16 protein-coding genes are annotated in these 19762 nt (G+C 71.6%); 10 read left to right on the forward strand and 6 right to left on the reverse strand.

Annotated elements, in window-relative coordinates:
- The first annotated feature begins 133 nt into the window (after positions 1-133).
- The 3 genes from WME82_RS09625 to WME82_RS09635 all read left to right on the forward strand — a co-directional run bounded on the left by WME82_RS09625 (position 134) and on the right by WME82_RS09635 (position 3767).
- Entirely contained in the window at positions 134-355 is a 222-nt protein-coding gene (locus WME82_RS09625) for a Franean1_4349 family RiPP (RefSeq protein WP_437534351.1), read from the forward strand.
- Between the two features lie 155 nt (positions 356-510).
- Positions 511-2361 (forward strand): hypothetical protein, encoded by a 1851-nt coding sequence (locus WME82_RS09630; protein ID WP_438042582.1) that lies wholly within the window; start codon positions 511-513, stop codon positions 2359-2361.
- Positions 2358-3767, forward strand: coding sequence for an adenylate/guanylate cyclase domain-containing protein (locus WME82_RS09635; RefSeq protein ID WP_437745181.1), 1410 nt, complete (start codon positions 2358-2360; stop codon positions 3765-3767). The genes WME82_RS09630 and WME82_RS09635 overlap by 4 nt, the downstream gene beginning before the upstream one ends.
- Before the next feature lie 40 nt (positions 3768-3807).
- Here WME82_RS09635 and WME82_RS09640 read toward each other — a convergent pair whose 3' ends face one another.
- Positions 3808-5514: an oxidoreductase gene (locus WME82_RS09640; RefSeq protein ID WP_437745182.1), complete on the reverse strand. Its 1707-nt coding sequence runs from the start codon at positions 5512-5514 to the stop codon at positions 3808-3810.
- Between the two features lie 492 nt (positions 5515-6006).
- On the opposite strand from WME82_RS09640, the gene WME82_RS09645 reads away from it, so the two are divergent.
- The 3 genes from WME82_RS09645 to WME82_RS09655 all read left to right on the forward strand — a co-directional run bounded on the left by WME82_RS09645 (position 6007) and on the right by WME82_RS09655 (position 7619).
- Positions 6007-6402 (forward strand): response regulator, encoded by a 396-nt coding sequence (locus WME82_RS09645; RefSeq protein ID WP_437328491.1) that lies wholly within the window; start codon positions 6007-6009, stop codon positions 6400-6402.
- Between the two features lie 489 nt (positions 6403-6891).
- Positions 6892-7263, forward strand: coding sequence for a response regulator (locus tag WME82_RS09650; RefSeq protein WP_012234363.1), 372 nt, complete (start codon positions 6892-6894; stop codon positions 7261-7263).
- Positions 7260-7619, forward strand: a complete 360-nt coding sequence (locus WME82_RS09655; protein WP_438042583.1) for a gamma-glutamylcyclotransferase family protein — start codon at positions 7260-7262, stop codon at positions 7617-7619. Before WME82_RS09650 ends, WME82_RS09655 begins: the two co-directional genes overlap by 4 nt.
- A gap of 5 nt (positions 7620-7624) precedes the next feature.
- Here WME82_RS09655 and WME82_RS09660 read toward each other — a convergent pair whose 3' ends face one another.
- The 4 genes from WME82_RS09660 to WME82_RS09675 all read right to left on the reverse strand — a co-directional run bounded on the left by WME82_RS09660 (position 7625) and on the right by WME82_RS09675 (position 13199).
- On the reverse strand, positions 7625-10720 hold the full coding sequence (locus WME82_RS09660; protein WP_438042584.1) for a CheR family methyltransferase: 3096 nt from the start codon (positions 10718-10720) through the stop codon (positions 7625-7627).
- Between the two features lie 155 nt (positions 10721-10875).
- Positions 10876-11556, reverse strand: a complete 681-nt coding sequence (locus WME82_RS09665; RefSeq protein WP_438042585.1) for a hypothetical protein — start codon at positions 11554-11556, stop codon at positions 10876-10878.
- Between the two features lie 184 nt (positions 11557-11740).
- Positions 11741-12124, reverse strand: coding sequence for a hypothetical protein (locus tag WME82_RS09670; protein WP_437745186.1), 384 nt, complete (start codon positions 12122-12124; stop codon positions 11741-11743).
- Between the two features lie 343 nt (positions 12125-12467).
- Positions 12468-13199 (reverse strand): TetR/AcrR family transcriptional regulator, encoded by a 732-nt coding sequence (locus WME82_RS09675; RefSeq protein WP_437745187.1) that lies wholly within the window; start codon positions 13197-13199, stop codon positions 12468-12470.
- Between the two features lie 149 nt (positions 13200-13348).
- Here WME82_RS09675 and WME82_RS09680 point away from each other — a divergent pair, with 149 nt between their 5' ends.
- Positions 13349-14011 (forward strand): UdgX family uracil-DNA binding protein, encoded by a 663-nt coding sequence (locus WME82_RS09680; protein WP_437745188.1) that lies wholly within the window; start codon positions 13349-13351, stop codon positions 14009-14011.
- Between the two features lie 58 nt (positions 14012-14069).
- Positions 14070-16016, forward strand: a complete 1947-nt coding sequence (locus tag WME82_RS09685) for a potassium transporter Kup (RefSeq protein ID WP_438042586.1) — start codon at positions 14070-14072, stop codon at positions 16014-16016.
- 15 nt (positions 16017-16031) lie between these two features.
- On the opposite strand, the gene WME82_RS09690 is transcribed toward WME82_RS09685, so the two are convergent.
- On the reverse strand, positions 16032-17321 hold the full coding sequence (locus WME82_RS09690; RefSeq protein ID WP_438042587.1) for a citrate synthase family protein: 1290 nt from the start codon (positions 17319-17321) through the stop codon (positions 16032-16034).
- Positions 17322-17535: 214 nt separating this feature from the next.
- On the opposite strand from WME82_RS09690, the gene WME82_RS09695 reads away from it, so the two are divergent.
- Together WME82_RS09695 and WME82_RS09700 are read left to right on the forward strand one after the other, a co-directional pair.
- The gene (locus tag WME82_RS09695) at positions 17536-18684 is read left to right on the forward strand and encodes a citrate synthase (RefSeq protein ID WP_438042588.1); all 1149 of its coding nucleotides are present in this window, start codon (positions 17536-17538) and stop codon (positions 18682-18684) included.
- Positions 18685-18957: 273 nt separating this feature from the next.
- On the forward strand, positions 18958-19758 hold the full coding sequence (locus WME82_RS09700; RefSeq protein WP_438042589.1) for a recombinase A: 801 nt from the start codon (positions 18958-18960) through the stop codon (positions 19756-19758).
- Positions 19759-19762: the final 4 nt, after the last annotated feature.

Genomic DNA, 19762 nt, shown 5'->3' on the forward strand with positions numbered 1-19762 from the left:
GGGTGTCGTGCGCGGACGCAACACCCCGCGAGGACGCGAGGACGCGAGGACGCGAGGACGCGCGGACGCGCCTGCTTGTACTTGCTCGCCGTTTGGAGGTCTCCTAGCCTCCCGAGCGAGAAAGCGAGGAGTCGTGACGTCGAAGAAATCAGAGGCAGAGCTCATCGGTCGTGCCGTCGTGGATTCGAGCTTCCGCCAGCAGCTCCTTGCCGATCCCGAGCGCACCATCCAGGCGGAGGGGTACGACGTCGGCGCGGAGACGCTCCAGCGCATCCGGGATGCCGCGACCTCGACGCCCGAAGCGGTCGATGCGGCCATCTCGGCCGCGGCGCGTGAGGGCGGAGTCGGTATGTGACGCTGTCCCCTGCTGGAGGGGTGACCGCCGCCTGGCCATGGCTCGACCCGGGTGACCGGGCTGTGTGCGAGCGCGCCTGGTCGGCGCATCTGTCATCAGAGGGGGCGCTTCAGCGCGGTGAACCGGCGTGGGGAGCGCTCGCGATCGAGCGCAGCGTGGGCACACCGCCGGGGTACAGCGTCCCGTGGGCCAGCTGGGCGCTGCGGCTCTGCGGGCGGGTGTCCGCGCGCGACGCAGCCGCGGACGTCGCCATGGCGGTCGCCGCGGTGGCCGCCGGGGGCATCGAAGGCGCTCCTGACGCGCTCGCGCGGGGCGCGCTCGCCGCGCGTCTCCTCGCGCAGCACGCGGACGACGCGCGCGCGTACAGGTGGCTCCTGGGCCTGGCCGACCTGGCGGACGCTACGTGGCGCGAGAACCCAGTGATCGAGATCGACGGCTCCGGCGCCATGGCGGCGCCCACCGCCGCCGGCGCGCGCGAGGCCGTGGCCCTCTGGACGGCGCCCGCGCTCGTCGCAGGCGACGAGCTCGCGCCCGCCCGTCGCTTCGGAGAGGCCGTGGCCGAGCCGATCTGGCTGCTGGACGGGCTCGTGCGCCTCTGGATCGATCCGATCGCGCCTGACCTCGCAGCGCCGACGCTCACGCCGCTCTTCGCGCTCTGGCTGCGCGGCGCGGGGCTCGCTCCTCCGCTGCTCCGCGCGCTCTCGGGCGAGCGCGCGTCCCGCGTGCGCCGCGGCGAGATCCACAGCCTGCTCGCGACCCGCCCGTACCGCGCCGCGCTCGCCGCGCGCATGCAGGAGACGCTCGCGTCCGCCCGTGAGGTGGTGGCCACCTCCCCTCGAACGAGCCCGAGCGCCCGCGGCCTCGCCGAGGCGCAGCGCGAATTCCTCGAGGCGCTCGGCGAGCGCCTCCGCTTCTTCGAGGGGCTGATGTGTTTCCGCGATCTCCTCGGCCCCGGCGCGGCGCTCGGGCCGCCGCGCGCGCAGGGCGAGCCGGCGCCGCCCGACGAGGCGCGCGCGGATCTGCAGGCGGCGGTGGCGTTCCTCCTGGACGCCGCGCCGTGGCGCGAGTCCTGGGAAGTGCAGCGCTTCGGCGTGCTCGGGTCGAGCGAGCAGCCGGTCGGGCACTGGTTCGTCCGGGCGACGATCCTGAGGGCGCTGCTCGAGATCGGGGAGGTCGGGCGCGACGTCCGCGCCGACGCCGCGGCGTTGATCGAGGAGATCCCGGCGGGAGAGCTCCGCTACTTCACCGCGTTCCGTGACGTCCCGCCGGACGCCGACCTCCTCGGCGTCGTGCTCGAGCTGGTCGCCGAGACGGGCGCCGCGAAGGAGCGGGCGGAGTCGTGGATCGAGGTCATGCTGGCCAACGTGGGTGAGGACGGCGTCGTTCCGACCTGGTTCTACCGCGGGCCCGCGGGGCCGACCACGCCGGGCGTGGCGTGGGCCGGCGACGACTGCGCGGCCGTCCGGCTGAACCTGCTCGTGGGCCTGCTCTCGTTCGACGCTGAGCGGTTCGCGCGGCTCATCGACGCGAACGCGCGGCGCGTGCTCGACGCCGCCTCGGAGGGCGGGTTCGAGGGCGCTTGCTTCTACGATGCCTCGTACACGGACCTCGCGTTCCTCCGCTTCGCGCGGCTCTACCGGGGGAGGGCGGGGGACGCGCGGTGGGCCGACGAGGTCGCGGCGGTCGAGGCCGCGACGCTGTCGCGGATGCTCCGATCGCAGCGGCTCGACGGCGGCTTCGGGGCGCCGCTCTGCACGGCCGCGTGCCTCGAGGGGGCCGCGACGAGGGAGCGGCCCGATCCGCTGCTCCTCGAGCGAGGGATGCGTTACCTCGGCGAGCGCCAGCTCGTGGACGGCTCCTGGCCAGCGGAGCCGCTCTACCGGGTGCCCATGAAGCGCGGTCGCGAGGGGCACCACCAGGGCAGAGCGCTGACGACCGCGCTCTGCGCGCGTGGGCTCGCCGCCGCGCGGTCCCGGCTGCGGCGCGGGGGGGAGCGGCGCACATGAGCATCGAGAAGTCGCCCGAGATCGTGCGGATCATGGAGGCGCAGGAGATGCGCGGCGAGCAGATCGTGAACCACATCCGGTTCGCGTTCGCGCTGCTCAGCGCCGCCACGTTCATGCACGTGTGGACGATCAACACGCCGGCCGCCAACCAGATCTTCGCGATTCTGACCGGCGGGTACCTCGCCTACTCGCTCGTGCTCTACGCGTTCTTCCGGCTGCGCCCCGGCGTCTACGCGGGCTGGCTCAAGTACGTGAGCATCTTCGTCGACCTCGCGCTCCTGACGCTCACGGCCCTGGGGAGCGCGAGGAACCACTCCGGGATCATCGAGTACTTCACGAGCTACCTCGCGACCGTCTACGTCCTCTGGAACCTGATGTCGGGCTTCCGCTACAGCCTCGCGGCGTGCCTGTACTCGGCGGGGCTGTCGGCCCTCTTCAACTCCGTCGTGCTCGCCGTCACGGTCGGCTCCGGCGCGGTCCCGATCAGCCCGGTGTCCGTCTACGGAGAGAACGCGATCAACATCGCGGACCAGTGCCAGCAGATCCTCTTCATCGCGCTCCCCGGCGTCGTCGCCGGCATCATCGCGCGGATGTCGCGCAACCTGGTCGTGCGGGCCGAGGTGGAGTCCATGGCCCGCCTCCGGCTCGAGCGCGAGAAGCAGGAGCTCGGCCGGTACCTGTCGAAGGATCTCGTCGACTTTGTCCTGTCCGATCCGAGGCGGCTCAAGCTGGGAGGCACGCGGCGGCACGTCTCGGTGATGTTCACCGACATCCGCAACTTCACCCCGCTCACCGAGTCGGTCGAGCCGGAGGCCGTGGTCTCGTTCCTGAACGAGTACTTCACGGAGATGGTCGAGATCGTGTTCCGCTACGGGGGCACCCTCGACAAGTACATCGGCGACGGGCTGATGGCGGTGTTCGGCGCGCCGCTCTCCGTCGAGGACGCGCCGAAGCGCGCCGTGATCGCGGCGATCGAGATGGTGCAGGCGCTCGAGCGCATGAACCAGCGGAAGCTCCTCGGCTGCGGCGAGATCCAGATGGGCGTCGGGATCGCGACCGGCACCGTCATCTCCGGCAACATCGGCTCGCTCCAGCGCATGGAGTACACCTGCATCGGAGATACAGTAAACACGGCCGCGCGCCTCGAGCAGTTCAACAAGGAGCTCGGCTCCAAGATCATCATCTGCCAGACGACGTACGCGACCCTCGACGACTGCGTCCCGGCGCAGCCGACCGGCGCGCTGAGCATCCGGGGCAAGAGCCGCCAGGTCCACCCCTACATCGTGGACTACATGGAGCTGTCTCCGGCGCGCCTGAGCGAGCTCCGGAGAGAGCTCCTCTCGAGGGTCCGTCCCATGGAATCGATGCCGCCGCGGGCGCCGGCGGCCCTGCGCAGCAAGGAGTAGCTGAAGGCTCGCGGCGCGCTGCGCGATCGGGGCGAGAGGGTCACGAGGGCGTGGCGCGGAAGCGCCGGACGCGCGCCGAGCCGGGGCCGCCGTCCTGCGTCGACAGGCCGAGCGCCGTGCGCGCCGGCGCGTGGAGGCGCTGGAGGACGCGATCGAGCAGGCGGAGCGCGCCGTCGCTCATCTTCACGCCGCGCGGCGAGCGGTAGCCGAACGCGACGCCGTCCACGACCTTATAGGCGTTCTCCGTGGGTGAGGCGGGGCGCATCTCGACGACCAGCGCGCCGTCGCGCGTCTTCATGATGACGACGATCTCGCCCGGGCGCGCCGAGGCCTCCACGAACGTCCACCCGCCGGAGGTCGCCTCCTTGATCCCGAGCTCGAGCACGCGCTGCAAGTCCTGGCCCGCCGGCGCGAGCGTCGCCGCGCCTTCGACCCGGATCTCGGCGCCCGGCGGGACCACGCCGCTGCCGAGCGGCATCGTGGGCCGCCGCATCTCCCGAGGCCCGGGGAACGACCACATGTCCGGCGTGATCTCGCCGCCTTCGCGGTAGGCCATCTCGATGAGGCGGCTGCGCTCGCGAGAGAGCGCGTCCTCGGACCAGCCGAGGCAGGAGCGCATCATCAGCGTGAAGGGGTCGAAGCGGAGCTCGAACGAGGCGGGCGCGCGGACCATGAGGTCGTCCGGAAGGACGAGGCTGTGGAAGATGCGGACCTTGCACGGGAGCTCGCGCGCACGCTCGAGCGTGCGCCGGAACGTGATCGGGCCGTCGCCCGGGAGGCCGAGGAGGATGTCCACCTCGATGTCCGTGAACGTCGAGAGCTCCTCGATCACCTTCGCGAACTTCGACTCCCTGAAGGGGCGCTGCGTGCCGTCGCCCGTCTCCTTGTTGAGCGGCGGAAGCCGCGCGTCGAGCGACACGCGCGCGACGCCGCGGAGGAACTCGAGGTGCTCGTCGTGCACGTGCTCGGGATCGATCGATGCCGTCAGCGTCGCCTGCTTGAAGAAGCCGACCTGCTTCTCCGCGGCCACCAGGTTCCGGAACGCCTCCGCGCTCAGGTTGAGCGGGGCGTCGACGATCTGCGCGCCCGGCGCGCCGGCGGCGCGGAGCGCGCTTAGCTCTTCGACGAGGTAGGCCTCGGAGAAGACGCTGCCAGCGTCGCCCGCGGAGACGCCGCACGTCGCGCAGCTCATGGCGCCCCCGCGGCAGATCTCGAGCGGGACGATGCGATCGGTCGGGAGCAGCTTCATCCGGATCGGCGAGGGGAGCGCGTCGGGCGCCACGTAGAGGGGGTCGCCCGTCGAGACCCAGCCGCCGGCGGTGGACACGTGCAGCCCCGGCACGGCGCGCAGCGCATCGGGAGAGCGCTCGCTCAGCCGGACGATGTCCCGGAACGTGAGCTCGTTGCCGTGCACGAGGGCGTCGATGCAAGCGGTGGCGTCGCGCCAGGGCGCGAGCGCGAACATCGCGGGGCGCGCGAGGGGCCCCCACAGGGCGATCGTGCGCCCCGGCCGGTTGCGCTGCAGGTGGCGCGCGATCTCGATGAACGTGGGGAACGACCAGACGTGCGCGGCGAGGCCGACCACGTCCGCGTCCACGGTCTCGACCTCCGCGACCCACGCGTCGAGATCCCTCGTCTGCGCGTCGATCACGTGGATCGGCACGCCGGCGAGGTCCGGATCGGCGAGCAAGGAGGCCTCGACACGACGGACTCCATGGCTGGACGGCGCTCCCCCACCGTCCGGCATGGTTGGCTCCATCGCGAGTAGCGCGACGCGGCGTTCGCCAGGCATCCATGAGAGTCTACCAGGGTGTCTCCCCTGTCGGGGAGTCCGTTCGCGCTCTCTGTCTGCTCTCGCTCCCCGCCCCCCGGTCGGTTCCTTGCGCCCGGAGTTGCTCCTTACTACCCGGAGTTGCATCCGGCGCGCAGTCGGGCTTTCATATTGCCCTGGGCGGGAGAGGGGGAACGGAACGTACCGGATCGGCAGACAGCGGCGGACTGTCGGGCTGCGCACTTGGTGGCGTGGTCGTACGTGTGGCGCACCGCGGCGAGCGCTCCGGTGTGTCCGGGCGATTCGTCACACCGGGGGCATCACCGAGGTTGCTCGCGCTGCGCTGGCTGCTGGCCAGCGGAGGCTCGGGCAGCGTCGAGCGCCCATCCCGTCCTCCCCCAGCATGGGAAGAGAGGGCGCGCTGCCCTGGCGAGCGACCCCCGCTACTGAAGAAAGCCGAGGGGAGCCATGTGTGGCAAGCACGTGATCCTGGTTGCGGAGGACGACGTTGACACCGCGACGATGCTGGAAGAACTCCTGACCCTGGAAGGGTACGAGGTCGAGCTGACCGCCACCGCGCGCGCGGTGCTCGATGCGCTGGCGGAGCGGCGCTTCCACGCGGTCCTCCTTGATCTGACGATGCCAGGCATGACGACGGACCGGTTCGTCTCCGAGATCGAGGGGCTCGGCACGCCCTCGCCCCTCATGATCTTCTCCGCCCGCCTCCCTCACGAGATGCAGGCGATCGCCGAGCGGCTGCATGCGGCCGCGCTCATCCCGAAGCCGGTGGACATCGACGTCCTGCTGGGCACCCTCTCGAAGGTGGTGCTCGGTTCGCTCGGCTCAACAGATATCGACCGTTGACGCTGCCCGTTCGGACCACGTCGCGAGCGCCTCGGGCCGTCGTTCCGGCGGACGCCGGGCTGCTGCGCCCTCCGGCGCCGGTGGTAGGATCGCCGCTCATGACGTGGATGGCGACCAAGCCGCGCTGCGCTCACCCTGGCTGGCCGCAGATCGGGCACAGAGCGGCTTCGCCGGAGCGCCACCGTGCTGTAACATCGGGCTCGACCGCCGACGATCGATCGCCGTAATGCGTACGCCCGTACCCGCCTGCCAGAGCTGCCGGCTCAACCAACGTCGACCCCGCGTGGTTGTATGGCCGCACGGGCGACGCGGGAGCGGGCTCCGCTCCGAGGCGCCTTTGCGGCGCTGATTGCCGGAGAGAGACGTAGAGAGACCTTCATGAGCCCCCTTCCTCGCAGAAAGAGCCTCATCAAGCGGAACCCGAGCAGGGATTCAGGGCTTTCCCTGTTTCGCCGTGACGTCAGGCTTTCGCATAGTGGTTGATGCACCGTGCCTGCCACTCCCTTGAAGAGGATCCTCGTTGTCGATGACGATCCGGATATTCGAGAGACCCTCGCGGAGCTCCTGCAGGAGGAGGGGTACGCCGTCGCGTCGGCGGCGCACGGCGGCGAGGCGCTCAGCGCGCTGAGAACGGATCCGAGACCCGGGCTCATCCTGCTCGATCTCATGATGCCGATCATGGATGGCTGGCAGTTCAGGGCGGAGCAGAAGAAGGATCCGGAGCTCGCCGCGATCCCGGTGGTGATCATCTCCGCGACGGGCCGCGACGAGTTCGTGTCCTCGCTCGGCGCGGCGCAGTTCCTGAAAAAGCCGATCAACCTCGAGCAGCTACTCGCCGCGGTCGAACAGCACTGCCGGTGACGGCGCGCCTGTTCGTCTACGGCACGCTGATGCGCGGCGAGCGCGCGCATGCGCTGCTCGGGCGCGCGCGGTGCCTCGGGCCCGCCCGCACGGCCCCGTCGTTCGAGCTCGCCGATCTCGGCGCCTACCCGGCGCTCGTGCGCGGGGGCTCGGTCGCGGTCCTCGGGGAGCTGTACGAACCGGACCCGGAGGCGCTGCCCTCGCTCGACCTCTACGAGGACTGCCCCAACCTCTTCAACCGTGAGCCGATCGAGCTCGACGGGGGCGCGCTCTGCGAGGCCTACCTGATGCCCGCAGGGCAGGCGCTGGGGTGGCCTCGGATCGCCTCGGGGGACTGGCGGACACGGCGGCGATGAGCGCGTCAGCCGGGGCCCGCGCGGCGCGCTGGCCGCAGCCCGGGTGGACCGGCCGGGTCGATCTCGGGCGCCGTCCTGTCCTCGACGACGAGCAGCAGGGCCGGGAGCTCGCCCTCGTCGGCCTGGAGCCGGAAGGCTGAGAACGAGAGCGTCCTGCGGCCGGCGTGCGCGAGCACGGCCTCGAGGCGGAAGTCGACGAGCGCGGCGCGGCGGTGGAGCACGTCCCGGAGCTGCTGCTCCAGCTGCGGGGTGTTCCATCCGGCATCGATGGCCGAGAGCGATCGTCCCTCGATGTCCCCGAGCGGGACCATGAACTGCTCGCAGTAGCGCCGGGTGACGGCCCGGATCCGGAGCTCCCCGTCGAGCAGGAGGAACGGATGGCGCAGCACCTCGAAGACGGCGGAGAGGCCGTCGCGCGCGCCCGCGAGCTCGCGCGCCGCGCGCCTCGGCGCCTCGCTCTCCAGCCAGCAGATCACCGCGCCGTCGACCTCGTCGTCGGTGGTCCGGGAAGGGCGTGCCCGCATGAGATAGCAGCGCCCGTCGCGGTCCTCGACGTGCCGTTCGACGGTGCTCATCGTGCCGAGCACCTCGGCGACGACCGGCGCGATGTCGGCCACGCTCCTCGACTTCACCTCGAGGATGGACCTGCCCACGTCGCTCGCGGCGAGGCCGAGCAGCTTGTCGGCGGCGCCTGCGATCCGGCGGATCCGTAGGTCCGCGTCGACCATCAGCATCGGGATGTTCATGCCGCCGAGGAGCTTGCGCAGCTCGTCGTTGGCGAGGCCGAGCGCGACGTTGCTGCTGCGGAGCTCCTCGTTGATGGTCGTCAGCTCCTGGTTCGCCGACTCGATCTCGTCGTGGGCGCCCGCGAGCGCGTCGTTCACCCTGTGCAGCTCGTCGTTGCTCGCGAGGATCTCGTCGTTCGTGCACAGGAGCTCTTCGTTCGTCGCCTCGAGCTCATCGATGAGCGACTGGAGGTACTCCCTCGTGGTCACGAGCTCCCTGCGGAGCTGGACGATCTCCAGATCCTTCTGGGCGTCGCTCGGGGCCGGGTCGCTGCCCGGCCGGTCCAGCCGCGCGGCGCCCGACTCGGAGAAGGTGACGAGGAAGCAGCGCCCTTGCGGGAGCCGCACCTTGAGCGGCCAGACCTCGACGTCGACGTACCGGATCTTCTCGTCCTGCCTGACCTTGATCTGCTCCTTGCGGGCCATCGCCCCGGAGTTCATCGACGCGTCGATGGCGGCCCGGATGCCGAGGACGAGCCCCTCTCGGGCCATCTTGAAGAGGTGGAGGCTCGCGTCGCCCGGCGACGGCTCGAGGTAGGGCCCCGTCTTGCCCCGGAACTGGACGATCTGCATCTCCTCGTCCACGACCACGCCGGCGGGGGCATAGCGCGCCATGACGAAGGCGTCGGCCTCCTTGCGCACCGCATCCATGCCGAGCCCCTCGGGCTCCCGCGGCCTCTCCGACGCCAGCGCGACCACCGGCGCGCCGGGCAGAGCGGGCGCGGTGAGGGCGAGCGAGTGGGCCGCCTCCGACGCGGCGCGCTTGCAGAAGATCCTGTGGGTCCTGTCCACGACCCCGAACAGATCGGGCGCCGTGGTGAGGCTCTCGGACGAGCCGAGGAGCAGGAAACCCGTGGGCTTGAGGGCCTGGTGGAACGTCTGCAGCAGCCGGCGCTGCAGGCTCGGCTCCAAGTAGATCATCAGGTTGCGGCAGCTGGTGAGATCGAGCTTCAACAGGGGCGGGTCGGCCGCGGCGTTGTGGCGCGAGAAGATGCACAGATCGCGGACCGATTTGTTGACCTGAAAGCCGCCTTGTACCCTGACGAAGAAGCGGCGCAGCCGGCTGGGAGAGACGTCCATCGAGATGCTCTCGATGTAGATCCCGGACCGCGCCTGCTGGATGGCGGCCTCGCTCAGGTCGGTGCCGAAGATCTGGATGGCATGATCGGTCGCGTCGGCTTCGAGGAACTCGAGCAACGAGATCGCGAGAGAGTAGACCTCCTCGCCCGTCGAGCAGCCCGGCACCCAGATGCGAACAGGGGAGTCCTGCGGCCTGCTGTGCATGAGCACCGGGAACACGTGGGTCTTCAGCGCGGCGAAGGCGCCCGGATCGCGGAAGAACGTGGTGACCTTGATGAGGAGGTCCTGGTAGAGATCCTCGATCTCGCCGGGGTGCGCTTTCAAATGATCCAGGTAATCCTGGAGGGTGGCGAGCCGATGGAGCGTCATTCGCCGCTGGATGCGCCGCCTCAGGGTGCTCTTCTTGTACTGGCTGAAGTCGACGCCCACCGCGGCGTGAAGCAGCCTGAGGAGCTTGCTGAGCTCGGCGTCCATGCCGAGGGGCGCACCCTGCCTGAGCCATGGAGCGAGGACGTGCCCGGGGCGACCCATCCGCACGAGCTCCGCCGCGATCTCCTCGACGCTGAGGACGAAGTCGACGCCTCCGGCCGCGATGGCGCTCCGCGGGAGCGCCGGCCGCTCCGCGCCGCGCGGGTTCTCCGCGAAGGTGACCCCGCCCTCGGCCTTCACGTCCTTCAGCCCCAGCGCGCCGTCGCTCCCAGCGCCGGACAGCACGACGGCCACGGCGCCCGACCCCAGCTCGCCCGCGAGCGAGCGCAGGAAGAGATCGCCAGGGCCCGGGCCGCCCTCGCCCCGCGGCGCGAGCTCGACGCGGAGCCCCGCCAGCGTCGCCTGCGCCTCCGGGGGCAGGACCTGGACGCGACCCGGCGCGAGCTTCATCCCTGATCGGAGCTCGGCCACAGGGAGAGGGCTGCTCTGCGCCACGAGCTCGAGGAGGGGGAGCTCCCCTGGATCTGCGCTGTAGATCAGGACGAGAGAGAGGCTGGTATCTCTGCTGGGCAACCGCCGGAGGAGCTCCGCGATCGCGCCGCGTCCGCCCGCCGAAGCGACGACACAGACGACGGGAAAGCGCAGCTCACCCTCGGGGCGCGGCTCGCCCGCCGCGGCGCTCTCGCCGGCGTCCTCCGGCGGGACCGGCGCGCGCCCCGGCGCGGATGCCCTGCCGGCCTGGGGCGCGGCGTCGCTCGGGCCCGGTGCCCCGAGTTGCGTCCGGCGTGACTTCTTCTGTTCGGGCATTGTTGGCTTGAACGGTTGGGCGCTCTCTCACGCGTCTCGCGACGGCGAGAGCCTGACAGGGACTAAGCCAGGGTTCCGGTGGGCGGTCGGTCAACGATGGCTGTCGTCGTCCATGTCGCGCATGGGACACGGCGCCTCACGGTCATCTCACCATATCAGCGCGCGCCTTCCAGGCGCTTCAGGAGTTGCTCGAGCCGCTCGATGATGTGTGCGGATCGGTCGGATACCACTCGGGCAGAATCGTTGAGCCTCATCAGTGTCATTTCATCCATTCTCCCGCCGGGCTGGAGCCTGGTCATGGCCTCCAGCGCGGCATCGTGGCGCGCTCGGGCGACCTGGGCTGCCGCCATCGCGCGGCGCAGGCGTGCGCGCGGCGGCTCCAGGTTCTCGACCCCGGACCACCTCCTCTCCGGTGAGACGTGCCGCGCCTCGCCCTCGGCTCGCGCCAGGTGATCGGCGGGCGCCGCGAGCGGCGGCGCAAGCACCTCGGGCGCCGCGAGCAGCGCGGGAGCCTGCGCCCCTCGCGGCGATCGATCCGCCTCGCTGTTCCCCGCGTCCTGCGTGCGCTCCGTGCGCTTGCCATCGGTCGGAAGGCGGAGGTTGACGCTGATTTGCTGATCCTCGGCGGGCCCCCCGGCGTCCTCCCACCCACGTTCGTCGACGATCTGCTTCGTCGCGTCGTTGACGAGGAAGACCTGATCGGCGTCGTGGAACCGCTCTGCCCGCAAGGCCTGCAGCGCAGACCGGGCCGTCTCGAGCGAGCGGATGTGCTTCGTGAGCGCGAGCCGCCTGCCCCGGAAGCGAACGTAAATGCTGTAGCTGGTCTGGGGCGCCATCTCTATCGCCTCGTGGGCCCGGTCGCGTCATGTGGTGTCTGCGCTCTTCTTGACAGCAGCTTCCGGGGTGCAGCTCGCCATGGCGCCGGGCCGAGCGGGCGAGCCCCCTGCTCCATGAGGTTCTCACGGATCTCTCGCCGTGAGCCCAGGGCGCGAGTTCTGGGCGCGCGTCCTGCTTGCGGTCTCACGCCTCCGGTACCGCCGTCAGCAGCACCAGCCTCCCGGCGGTCTGCTCGGCTGTTCTGCAGGCGGTGCGCACGAGCTGCCACTCTGCCTTCACGAGCTCCGCCATGAGCGACCTGTCCTGACACAGGGCTTTGCTCAGCGACTCCTCGGCGTCTTCGCCGAAGGACAGCACGCGTATCGCGATGGCGAGCGCAAAGTCCTTGGTCAGCCGGACGCGCAGGTCGACGTCCGGCGTGGAGACGTGGAGCGCGTGCTCGGCGAGGGCGACCTCGATCCTGTCCGCAATCGACCTTGCGGTGTCCGCACGCCACTGGATCGAGCGGCAGGTCTGCCGGAGCAGCTCCTGGATTAACCGTCTATCACGACCCGTCTGGTTGCCCATTCCGCCCCCCCTCGACAGTTCCGTTCTTCTGCGGAGAGCCGTCCAGAGAGTGCCTGCGACCGGCCAGAGCGCGCGACGGTCAGCCTGGCGCGATTGAACGAGCAGGACCGCTCCCCAAGGCTGCGCTCCTCCCGAGTTGCCCGAGCGGTTCCCCCTCCGGCTCCCCGCTCCACCCCCTCACTGTCCCGCCGAAAATCCCGTTGACTGCTAGCTGTAGCTCAGCTGCTGCCCGACCGACCGCTAGGGCGATATGGAATCGTTCGTCAGGGATTCCCTGTAAGCTGTCCTGGTACCGCTGAATCTCCGGCCGGTTTATTCAGGCAAAGCCCTACACCTAGGTCACCTAGGTCGTCTTGGCCTTGGAACGACGGCGCTCGCTGCTCGACGCCGAGGCAGGTGGCGGGGCGGCGGCCTGCCGCGCGCTGCGCGGGGGGGCTTCCATGACCGACAGGTCAGCGACGGCGCGCACCTCCGGGGCGAGCAGGCCGTGCGTGAAGAGCTGGAGCACCTGCGCGGCCCAGGCGGCGATGTCTGGCCTGGACGGCGCGTCGATGAGCTTGCGCACCAGGCGATCGAAGGCGCCGGAGATGAGCGCGGCGATGACGCTGGGCTCCAGATCGCGCCGGTAGAGGCCGATGTCGATCGCGTACCGGAGGCGGCCCTCCACCTGCCGCGCGACGCGCTGGGCGAACTCGTCGATCAGGTAGGCGTACGGGGTCCCACCGCCTCCCGCCAGCATCATCCTGAGGAGCGCCCGGTTCTGCCAGCAGAACTCGAGCACCTCGAGGTCGTGGGCGAGGACCCGCTTGAAGTACTCGTTCACCGACGCTCGCTCGGCCTCGAAGACGATGGGCGGCGGCTCCACGCAGTCGGCGAGGCGCGCGATGAAGGTCTCGACGATCTGCTTGAAGCAGTCGTCCTTGCTCTGGAAGTGCAGGTAGAACGCGCCCTTCGAGACGCCTGCGCGCTCGGTGATGTCCTCGACCCTCGCCGCGGCCAGGCCGCGCTCGGTGAAGGCAGCCTCGGCGGCGCGGAGCAGCTCGATCCTGGCGCGGCGATCGGCAAGGCGGGGCATTCTGACTGGTCGGTCAACGTCGGAGGACCGTGGCACTATGGGAAGGCTGCCGGAAGCCGTCAAGGCGCTCGTCGGCCGCGCTCCTCGCGACGCGGCGCGTTCGACCGCGCCGCGTCGCCCATGGCACGAGCGATGCTGCGGAGGCGGTCATGGCGACCGTGGCGAGACGAAATGCAGCAGGGCGTGGCGTCGGCGAGGCGACGGCGGCGGCTCTCGTCCCCAGCCCTCCTTCGTTGCCGAGCCTGCGTGAGGCCGCCGCGCGGTGCCGGGCGTGTCCGCTCTGGGAGCGTGGGACGCAGACGGTGTTCGGCGAGGGCGCGGCGCGATCGGACGTGCTCCTCGTCGGCGAACAGCCGGGCGACAAGGAGGATCTGGCCGGCAAGCCGTTCGTGGGCCCGGCGGGGCAGCTGCTCGATCGCGCGCTCGAGGCGGCGGGGATCGAGCGGCGCCGGGCGTACGTGACCAACGTGGTGAAGCACTTCAAGTGGGAGCCGCGCGGCAAGCGCCGCATCCACATGAAGCCGGACGCGCGCGAGATCCGCGCGTGCCTGCCGTGGCTCGCCGCGGAGATCGCGGTGGTGCAGCCGGCGATCGTGGTATGCCTCGGCGCGACGGCGGCGCAGGCGCTGCTCGGCGGCTCGTTCCGGGTCACGCGCGAGCGCGGCAGGATCGTCGCCTCGCCGCTCGCGCCGCGCGTGCTGGCGACCGTGCACCCCGCGTCGATCCTCCGCATGCCGGACGAAGCGACGAGGCGAGCCGAGCTCTCCCGCTTCATCGAGGATCTCACCGTGGCGGCGCGCGCGCTCGGCTGAGCCGGCGCGCGCCGCCTCCTCGCGAGGCGCGCTCTCGATGGAGTAGGATTCGCCCGCGATGACGATGAGCCCACGACCGGTCCCTGCCGCAGAGCGCCCCGCGTCCTCTCCGATGGCCGAGCGCGCCCACCTGGGGAGCTCGAAGAAGATGTGGCCGCTGATGCTGGCGGCGCTCGGGGTCGTCTACGGCGACATCGGGACGAGCCCGCTCTACGCGATGAAGGAGTGCTTCAGCCCCAGCAGCCCGCACCACGTCGCTCCGACGCCCGAGAACGTGCTCGGGGTGCTCTCGCTGATGTTCTGGTCGTTGATGATGGTGGTGACCGTCAAGTACGTGACGTTCATCACGCGGGCCGACAACGAGGGCGCGGGCGGCATCCTCGCGCTGCTCGCGCTCGTCCCGAGCGGCGATCGCAAGGGCGAGGGCCGCGGCCTCCTCGTGCTCCTCGTCCTCTTTGGCGCGGCGCTCCTTTATGGCGACGGCGTGATCACGCCTGCGATCTCGGTGCTCTCGGCCGTGGAGGGCCTCGAGATCGCGATCCCGAAGCTGGACCCTGCCGTCGTGCCGATCATCACCTGCGGTGTGCTGCTCGCCGTGTTCCTCGTGCAGAAGCGCGGCACGGCCGGGGTCGGGTCGATCTTCGGGCCGGTGACGCTCGTGTGGTTTGTCACGCTCGTGCTGCTCGGGGCCAAGGAGCTCATCCGCAGCCCCGGAGTGCTCCGGGCCGTCTCACCGACCTACGCGGTGAGCTTCTTTGTCGAGAACCAACTGCATGGCTTCCTGATCCTCGGCGCGGTCGTCCTCTGCATCACGGGCGGCGAGGCGCTGTACGCCGACATGGGGCATTTCGGCCGCGTGCCGATCAAATACACCTGGTACACGATCGTCTGGCCCGGGCTGCTCATCAATTATTTCGGCCAGGGCGCCAAGCTCCTCGCGGACCCCACCGCGGCGGCGAACCCGTTCTATGCGCTCGTCCCGTCGTGGGCGCTCTACCCCACGGTGGCGATCGCCACCGCGGCGACGGTCGTCGCGTCCCAGGCGCTCATCTCCGGGGCCTTCTCGCTGACCCAGCAGGCGGTGCAGCTCGGGTATTTCCCGCGTGTCACGGTGGTCCACACGTCGAAGGACGAGGCGGGGCAGATCTACATCCCCGAGGTGAACAGCGGGCTCCTGATCTCGTGCATCGTGCTGGTCCTCACCTTCAAGAACTCGAGCGCGCTCGCGGCTGCCTACGGCATCGCCGTCACGGGGACGATGGGGATCACCACGGTGGTCTATTACGTGGTCACCCGGAAGACGTGGGGTTGGCCGGTCTGGAAGTCGCTCCCGCTGGCCGGGCTCTTCCTGGTGATCGATCTCGCGTTCTTCGCGGCGAACAGCGCCAAGTTCTTCCACGGGGGCTGGGTGCCCATCGTGATGGGCGCGGCGATCTTCACGGTGATGACGACCTGGAAGACGGGGCGCAAGCACCTCGCCGCGGCGATCAAGTCGGCGATCTTGCCGCTCGACATGTTCCTCGAGGACGTGAAGCGCGTGAAGCCGCACCGGGTGCGCGGGACGGCGGTCTTCATGGCGTCGAGCCCGGAGGGCACGCCGCCGATCCTGCTGCACCACGTGAAGCACAACCAGGTGCTGCACGAGCAGGTGGTGCTCCTCTCGATCCAGGTGACGAACGTGCCGGAGGTCCCGGCGGAGCGGCGCACGACGGTGATCCCGCGGGGGGAGGGGATCTACCAGGTCACGGCGTGTTACGGCTTCATGCAGACGCCGAACGCGCCGTCGGTGCTCGAGGGGTGCAAGCGGCACGGGCTCGACATCGATCTCGGGAGGACGAGCTACTACCTCGGCAGGGAGACGCTGCTGACGACCGGGCGCTCGAAGATGTCCCGGTGGCGCAAGGGGCTGTTCGCCTTCATCTCGCGGAACGCGCGGCCAGCGACGGCGTACTTCGGTCTGCCGCCGAACCGCGTGGTCGAGCTCGGAATGCAGGTCGATTTTTAGGGGTGGGCGCGGGGTTCAGGGCCCCGTGTACCGTGCGCGCGGCCGGAGCATGTACCCCGCCTCCCGCTGCTCGAACGCGTGGGCGATCCAGCCGGCGGCGCGCCCCACCGCGAAGAGCGCCGCCGCCGTGCCGGCCGGCAGGCCGAGCGCGGCCGCGATCGCGACGAGGCCCAGGTCGAGCGACGGCGGATCGAGGCCGGCGTCGCGCAACGCGTCGACGAGCGCGAGCACCGTGCGCAAGGCCGCGCTCTGCGGGGCGAGCGCGCGGGCCGTGTCGAGCAGCAGCTGGGCGCGGGGGTCGCCCTCGGGGTAGAGCCTGTGCCCGACGCCGGCGATGGGCTCGCCGCGGCGCAGCCGCTCGTGGACCGCGGCGGCGGCGCGCTCGGGCCGGCCTGCCTCGGCGACCAGGGCCTCCACCCGGTCGGTCATGCCGCCGTGCCTCGGGCCGGAGAGCGCGGCGAGCCCCGCGCTGACGCAGGCGTAGAGGTCGGCGCCGGTGGAGGCGGCCACCCGGACCGCGAACGTCGAGGCGTTCAGCTCGTGATCGGCCGAGACCAGGAGCGCGCGGTTCACGGCGCGCTCGGCCTTCTTCGAGGGGTTCGCGCCGAGGGCGATGAGCAGCCGCCGCGCCGCCCCGTCGGCCTCGAGGGCGTCGGTCGCCCTGCGCGCGTCCCGCCCGAGGCCCACGAGCGCCGCGAGCGATCGCACGAGGGCCCGCGCCCGCGCGCGCTCCGCGTCGCCCGTGGGGATGCGCCCGTCGCCCGAGGGCGCGCCCACGTGGCGGGTCGCGTCGTGCGCGCCGAGCGCGGGCACCACGAGCGCGAGCGCGACGAACGGCGGCGCGCCTTCCGGCAGGAGCGCCGCGAGCTTGGCCGGGCGGACGCTCAGCCGGCCTGGCCGCGCCGTCGGCGCGCCCTCCGCCGGCAGCTCGCCGGTCCAGAGCAGCTCGGCGACCGCCTCGAAGGGCACGTCGTCGAGCGCCAGCGCGACCGCCTCCTTGCCCCGGTAGACGGGCCCGCGCGGGCCGATCGCGGTGAGCGCCGACTCGAGCACCGGCTCGCCCCACCGGAGCGCCTCGGCGGCGACCGGGCCGTGGCCGGCGCGCGCGTCGTGCCGCGCCTTGAGCCGCTCGATGTCCGCCCGGAGGTAGAGCCGCGCGCGCCCTCGCCCGCCGGGCACCCCCCGGAGCACGCCCCGGCTCGCGTACGCGTAGAGCGTCTCCCGCTTCACGCCGAGAAGCTCCGCCGCCTCGGCGCCGGTCACGTATGCCGAGGGCCGCTGCCCCGAGTCAGGTAGATCCACCATGAGCGCCCATCAACGTTGCATCCATCCTGTCTTCCGATGCACGAGGCGCCAGCGTCGCGCGCGCCGGCGACACCCGTCCCTCTTAACACCGCCCTCCTCGGCTTCCTCCGGGATTCTTCCTCGACGCGCTTCGAGACCGTGCATGGTTGATTGTACAATCAAGATTGATCAACCTCGTGCGGTGCCCAAGATGTCGTCAGCGGAGGTGATCGGAATGAGGGATGTGGCGGCGCCGCTCGCGAGCGGCCTGGAGGGCGTGGTGGTGGCGGAGACGCGGCTCTCGGAGGTGGACGGAGAGCGGGGGAGGCTCACCCTGGCGGGCCACGACGTCGAGGCGCTCGCCGGCGGCGGCGGGGTGACCTTCGAGGACGCGTGCGGGCTGCTCTGGGGCGGCGCGTTGCCCGGGGCGGCGGAGCGGGAGTCGATCCGGCGAGCGATCGCCGAGGGGCGGACGAGGGCCTTCGCGCTGCTCGGGCGGCTCGGGGACGCGCTCCAGGCGGGCGACGGGATGGATGCGCTCCGCGCCGCGGTCGCGCACCTCTCGGGCGACGTCCCGCCCGCGGCGATCGCCGGGGCGGTCGCGACGCTCGCGGCGGCGTGGGCGCGGTGCTGCGCGGGGGAGGCGCCGGTCGCGCCCGATCCGGCGCTCCGGCTCTCGGCCGACTACCTGCGCATGGCGCGGGGGGCCGCGGCGAGCGAGGCCGAGGCGCGCGAGCTCGACACGTACCTCGTGACGGTCTCGGATCACGGCATGAACGCGTCCACCTTCACCGCGCGCGTGGTCACCTCGACGGGGTCGGACGCGATCTCGTCGGTTGTCGCGGCGATCGGCGCGCTGAAGGGGCCGCTCCACGGCGGCGCGCCCGGGCCGGTCCTCGACATGCTGGACGCGATCGCGGCGAAGGCGGGCGAGGGCGGCGCGCCGCCCCCGGGCTGCGCCGAGCGCTGGATCCAGGCCGAGCTCGCGGCGGGCCGGCGGATCATGGGCATGGGCCACCGGATCTACCGGGTGAGGGATCCGCGGGCGGCGGTGCTCGAGCGGGCGATCGAGCGGCTCGAGCGGACGGCAGGCGGCGCGCGGAGCGCCCGGCTCGCGCTGGCGCGTGAGGTCGAGCGGGCGGCGGAGGCCGCGCTCCGCGCGCGGCACCCGGAGCGCCCGCTGCGCGCGAACGTCGAGTTCTACACGGCGGTGCTGCTCGACGCGCTCGGGCTGCCACGCGCGCTCTTCGCGCCGACCTTCGCGGTGGGCAGGGTCGCGGGCTGGTGCGCGCACATCGACGAGCAACGGCGCGCGGGGCGGCTCATTCGCCCGAGCTCACGCTACGTCGGGGGCGTCCCCGGAGCGGTAGCTCCGCCGCATTGAGGCGTCGGGCCCGCCGCGTGCGCGGCGAGGCTGCTGGCAGGAGCGCTCGTCGCCGCCGGCCATGAGGTCGACCTGCCCAGGTCGGACTTATTGAAGAGTCCGTGACGGCATTCGCTTCCTCCCCGCCGTCCTGCCATCCTATCCGCACAGAAATTGCCGGAGAGGCCGTTCCACAGCCCTGGAAGGACAAAAGGAGAACGCGCCGGGCGCAGGTAGGACGTTGTTCGTCCTGCAAAGTTGGCAGCCTCGCGGGGCACTGTTATCGTGTTCAGTATGTCGTCCGCCGCTCTTGCCGCTCCGCTTGCCCGGGACCTCCTGCGCCATACCCTCCCCGAGTTCGAAGCGCGCGCCAAGACGCTCCCGCTCGGTCTGCGGGAAATCAACGACGCGCTCCCGGAAGGGGGGCTGCCGCGCGGGGGGGTGGTGGAGCTCGCCGCGCCGCGGGGGCTGGGTCGGTCCACCTCGCTCGCCCTCTCCGCGTGCGCGTCGGCGCAAGCGGAGGCGCGGCTGCGCGGGACGAGCGCGACGGCGGGGGCGTGGTGCGCGTGGATCGACCCGAGCGGCTCGCTCTTCGCGCCGGCGGTCGCGCGTGCGCAGGTCGATCTGAGCCGGCTGCTCGTGGTGCGGCCCCCGCCGGAGGTGCTCGCGAAGGTCGCGGTCCGGATGGCGATGAGCCGGGCGTTCGCGGTGCTCGTGATCGACGTGGCCGGGGTCCCGGGGGCCTTCGGCCAGGGCGCGGGGAAGGGGGAGCGGAGCGCGCCCGGGGCGGGGCGCGGCGAGGAGGACCTCGCGCGCTGGGTCAACGTGGTGCGCAAGCTCGCCCTGGCGATCGAGGGGAGCGACGGGACGATCCTGCTCCTCACCGATCGCCAGGCGGCGCGGCCGATGCCCTTGCCGGTCGCGATGCGGCTGGAGCTCGAGCAGGTCGCCGAGAACCGGTTGATGGTCCGCGTCGCCAAGGACCGCCGAGGGCGCGTGACCTCGCCGACGCCTGTGGTGCTCGGGGAGCGGCTCGGGGACAAGGCAGAGCGGACGGCGGGCGGCGAGCCGCGGCCCGCGCTGTCGCGGGCGTGAGGGA

Origin of the sequence: Sorangium sp. So ce128, assembly GCF_051525245.1 — a bacterium.
In the GTDB taxonomy this organism is placed as follows: Bacteria; Myxococcota_A; Polyangia; order Polyangiales; family Polyangiaceae; genus Sorangium; species Sorangium cellulosum_B.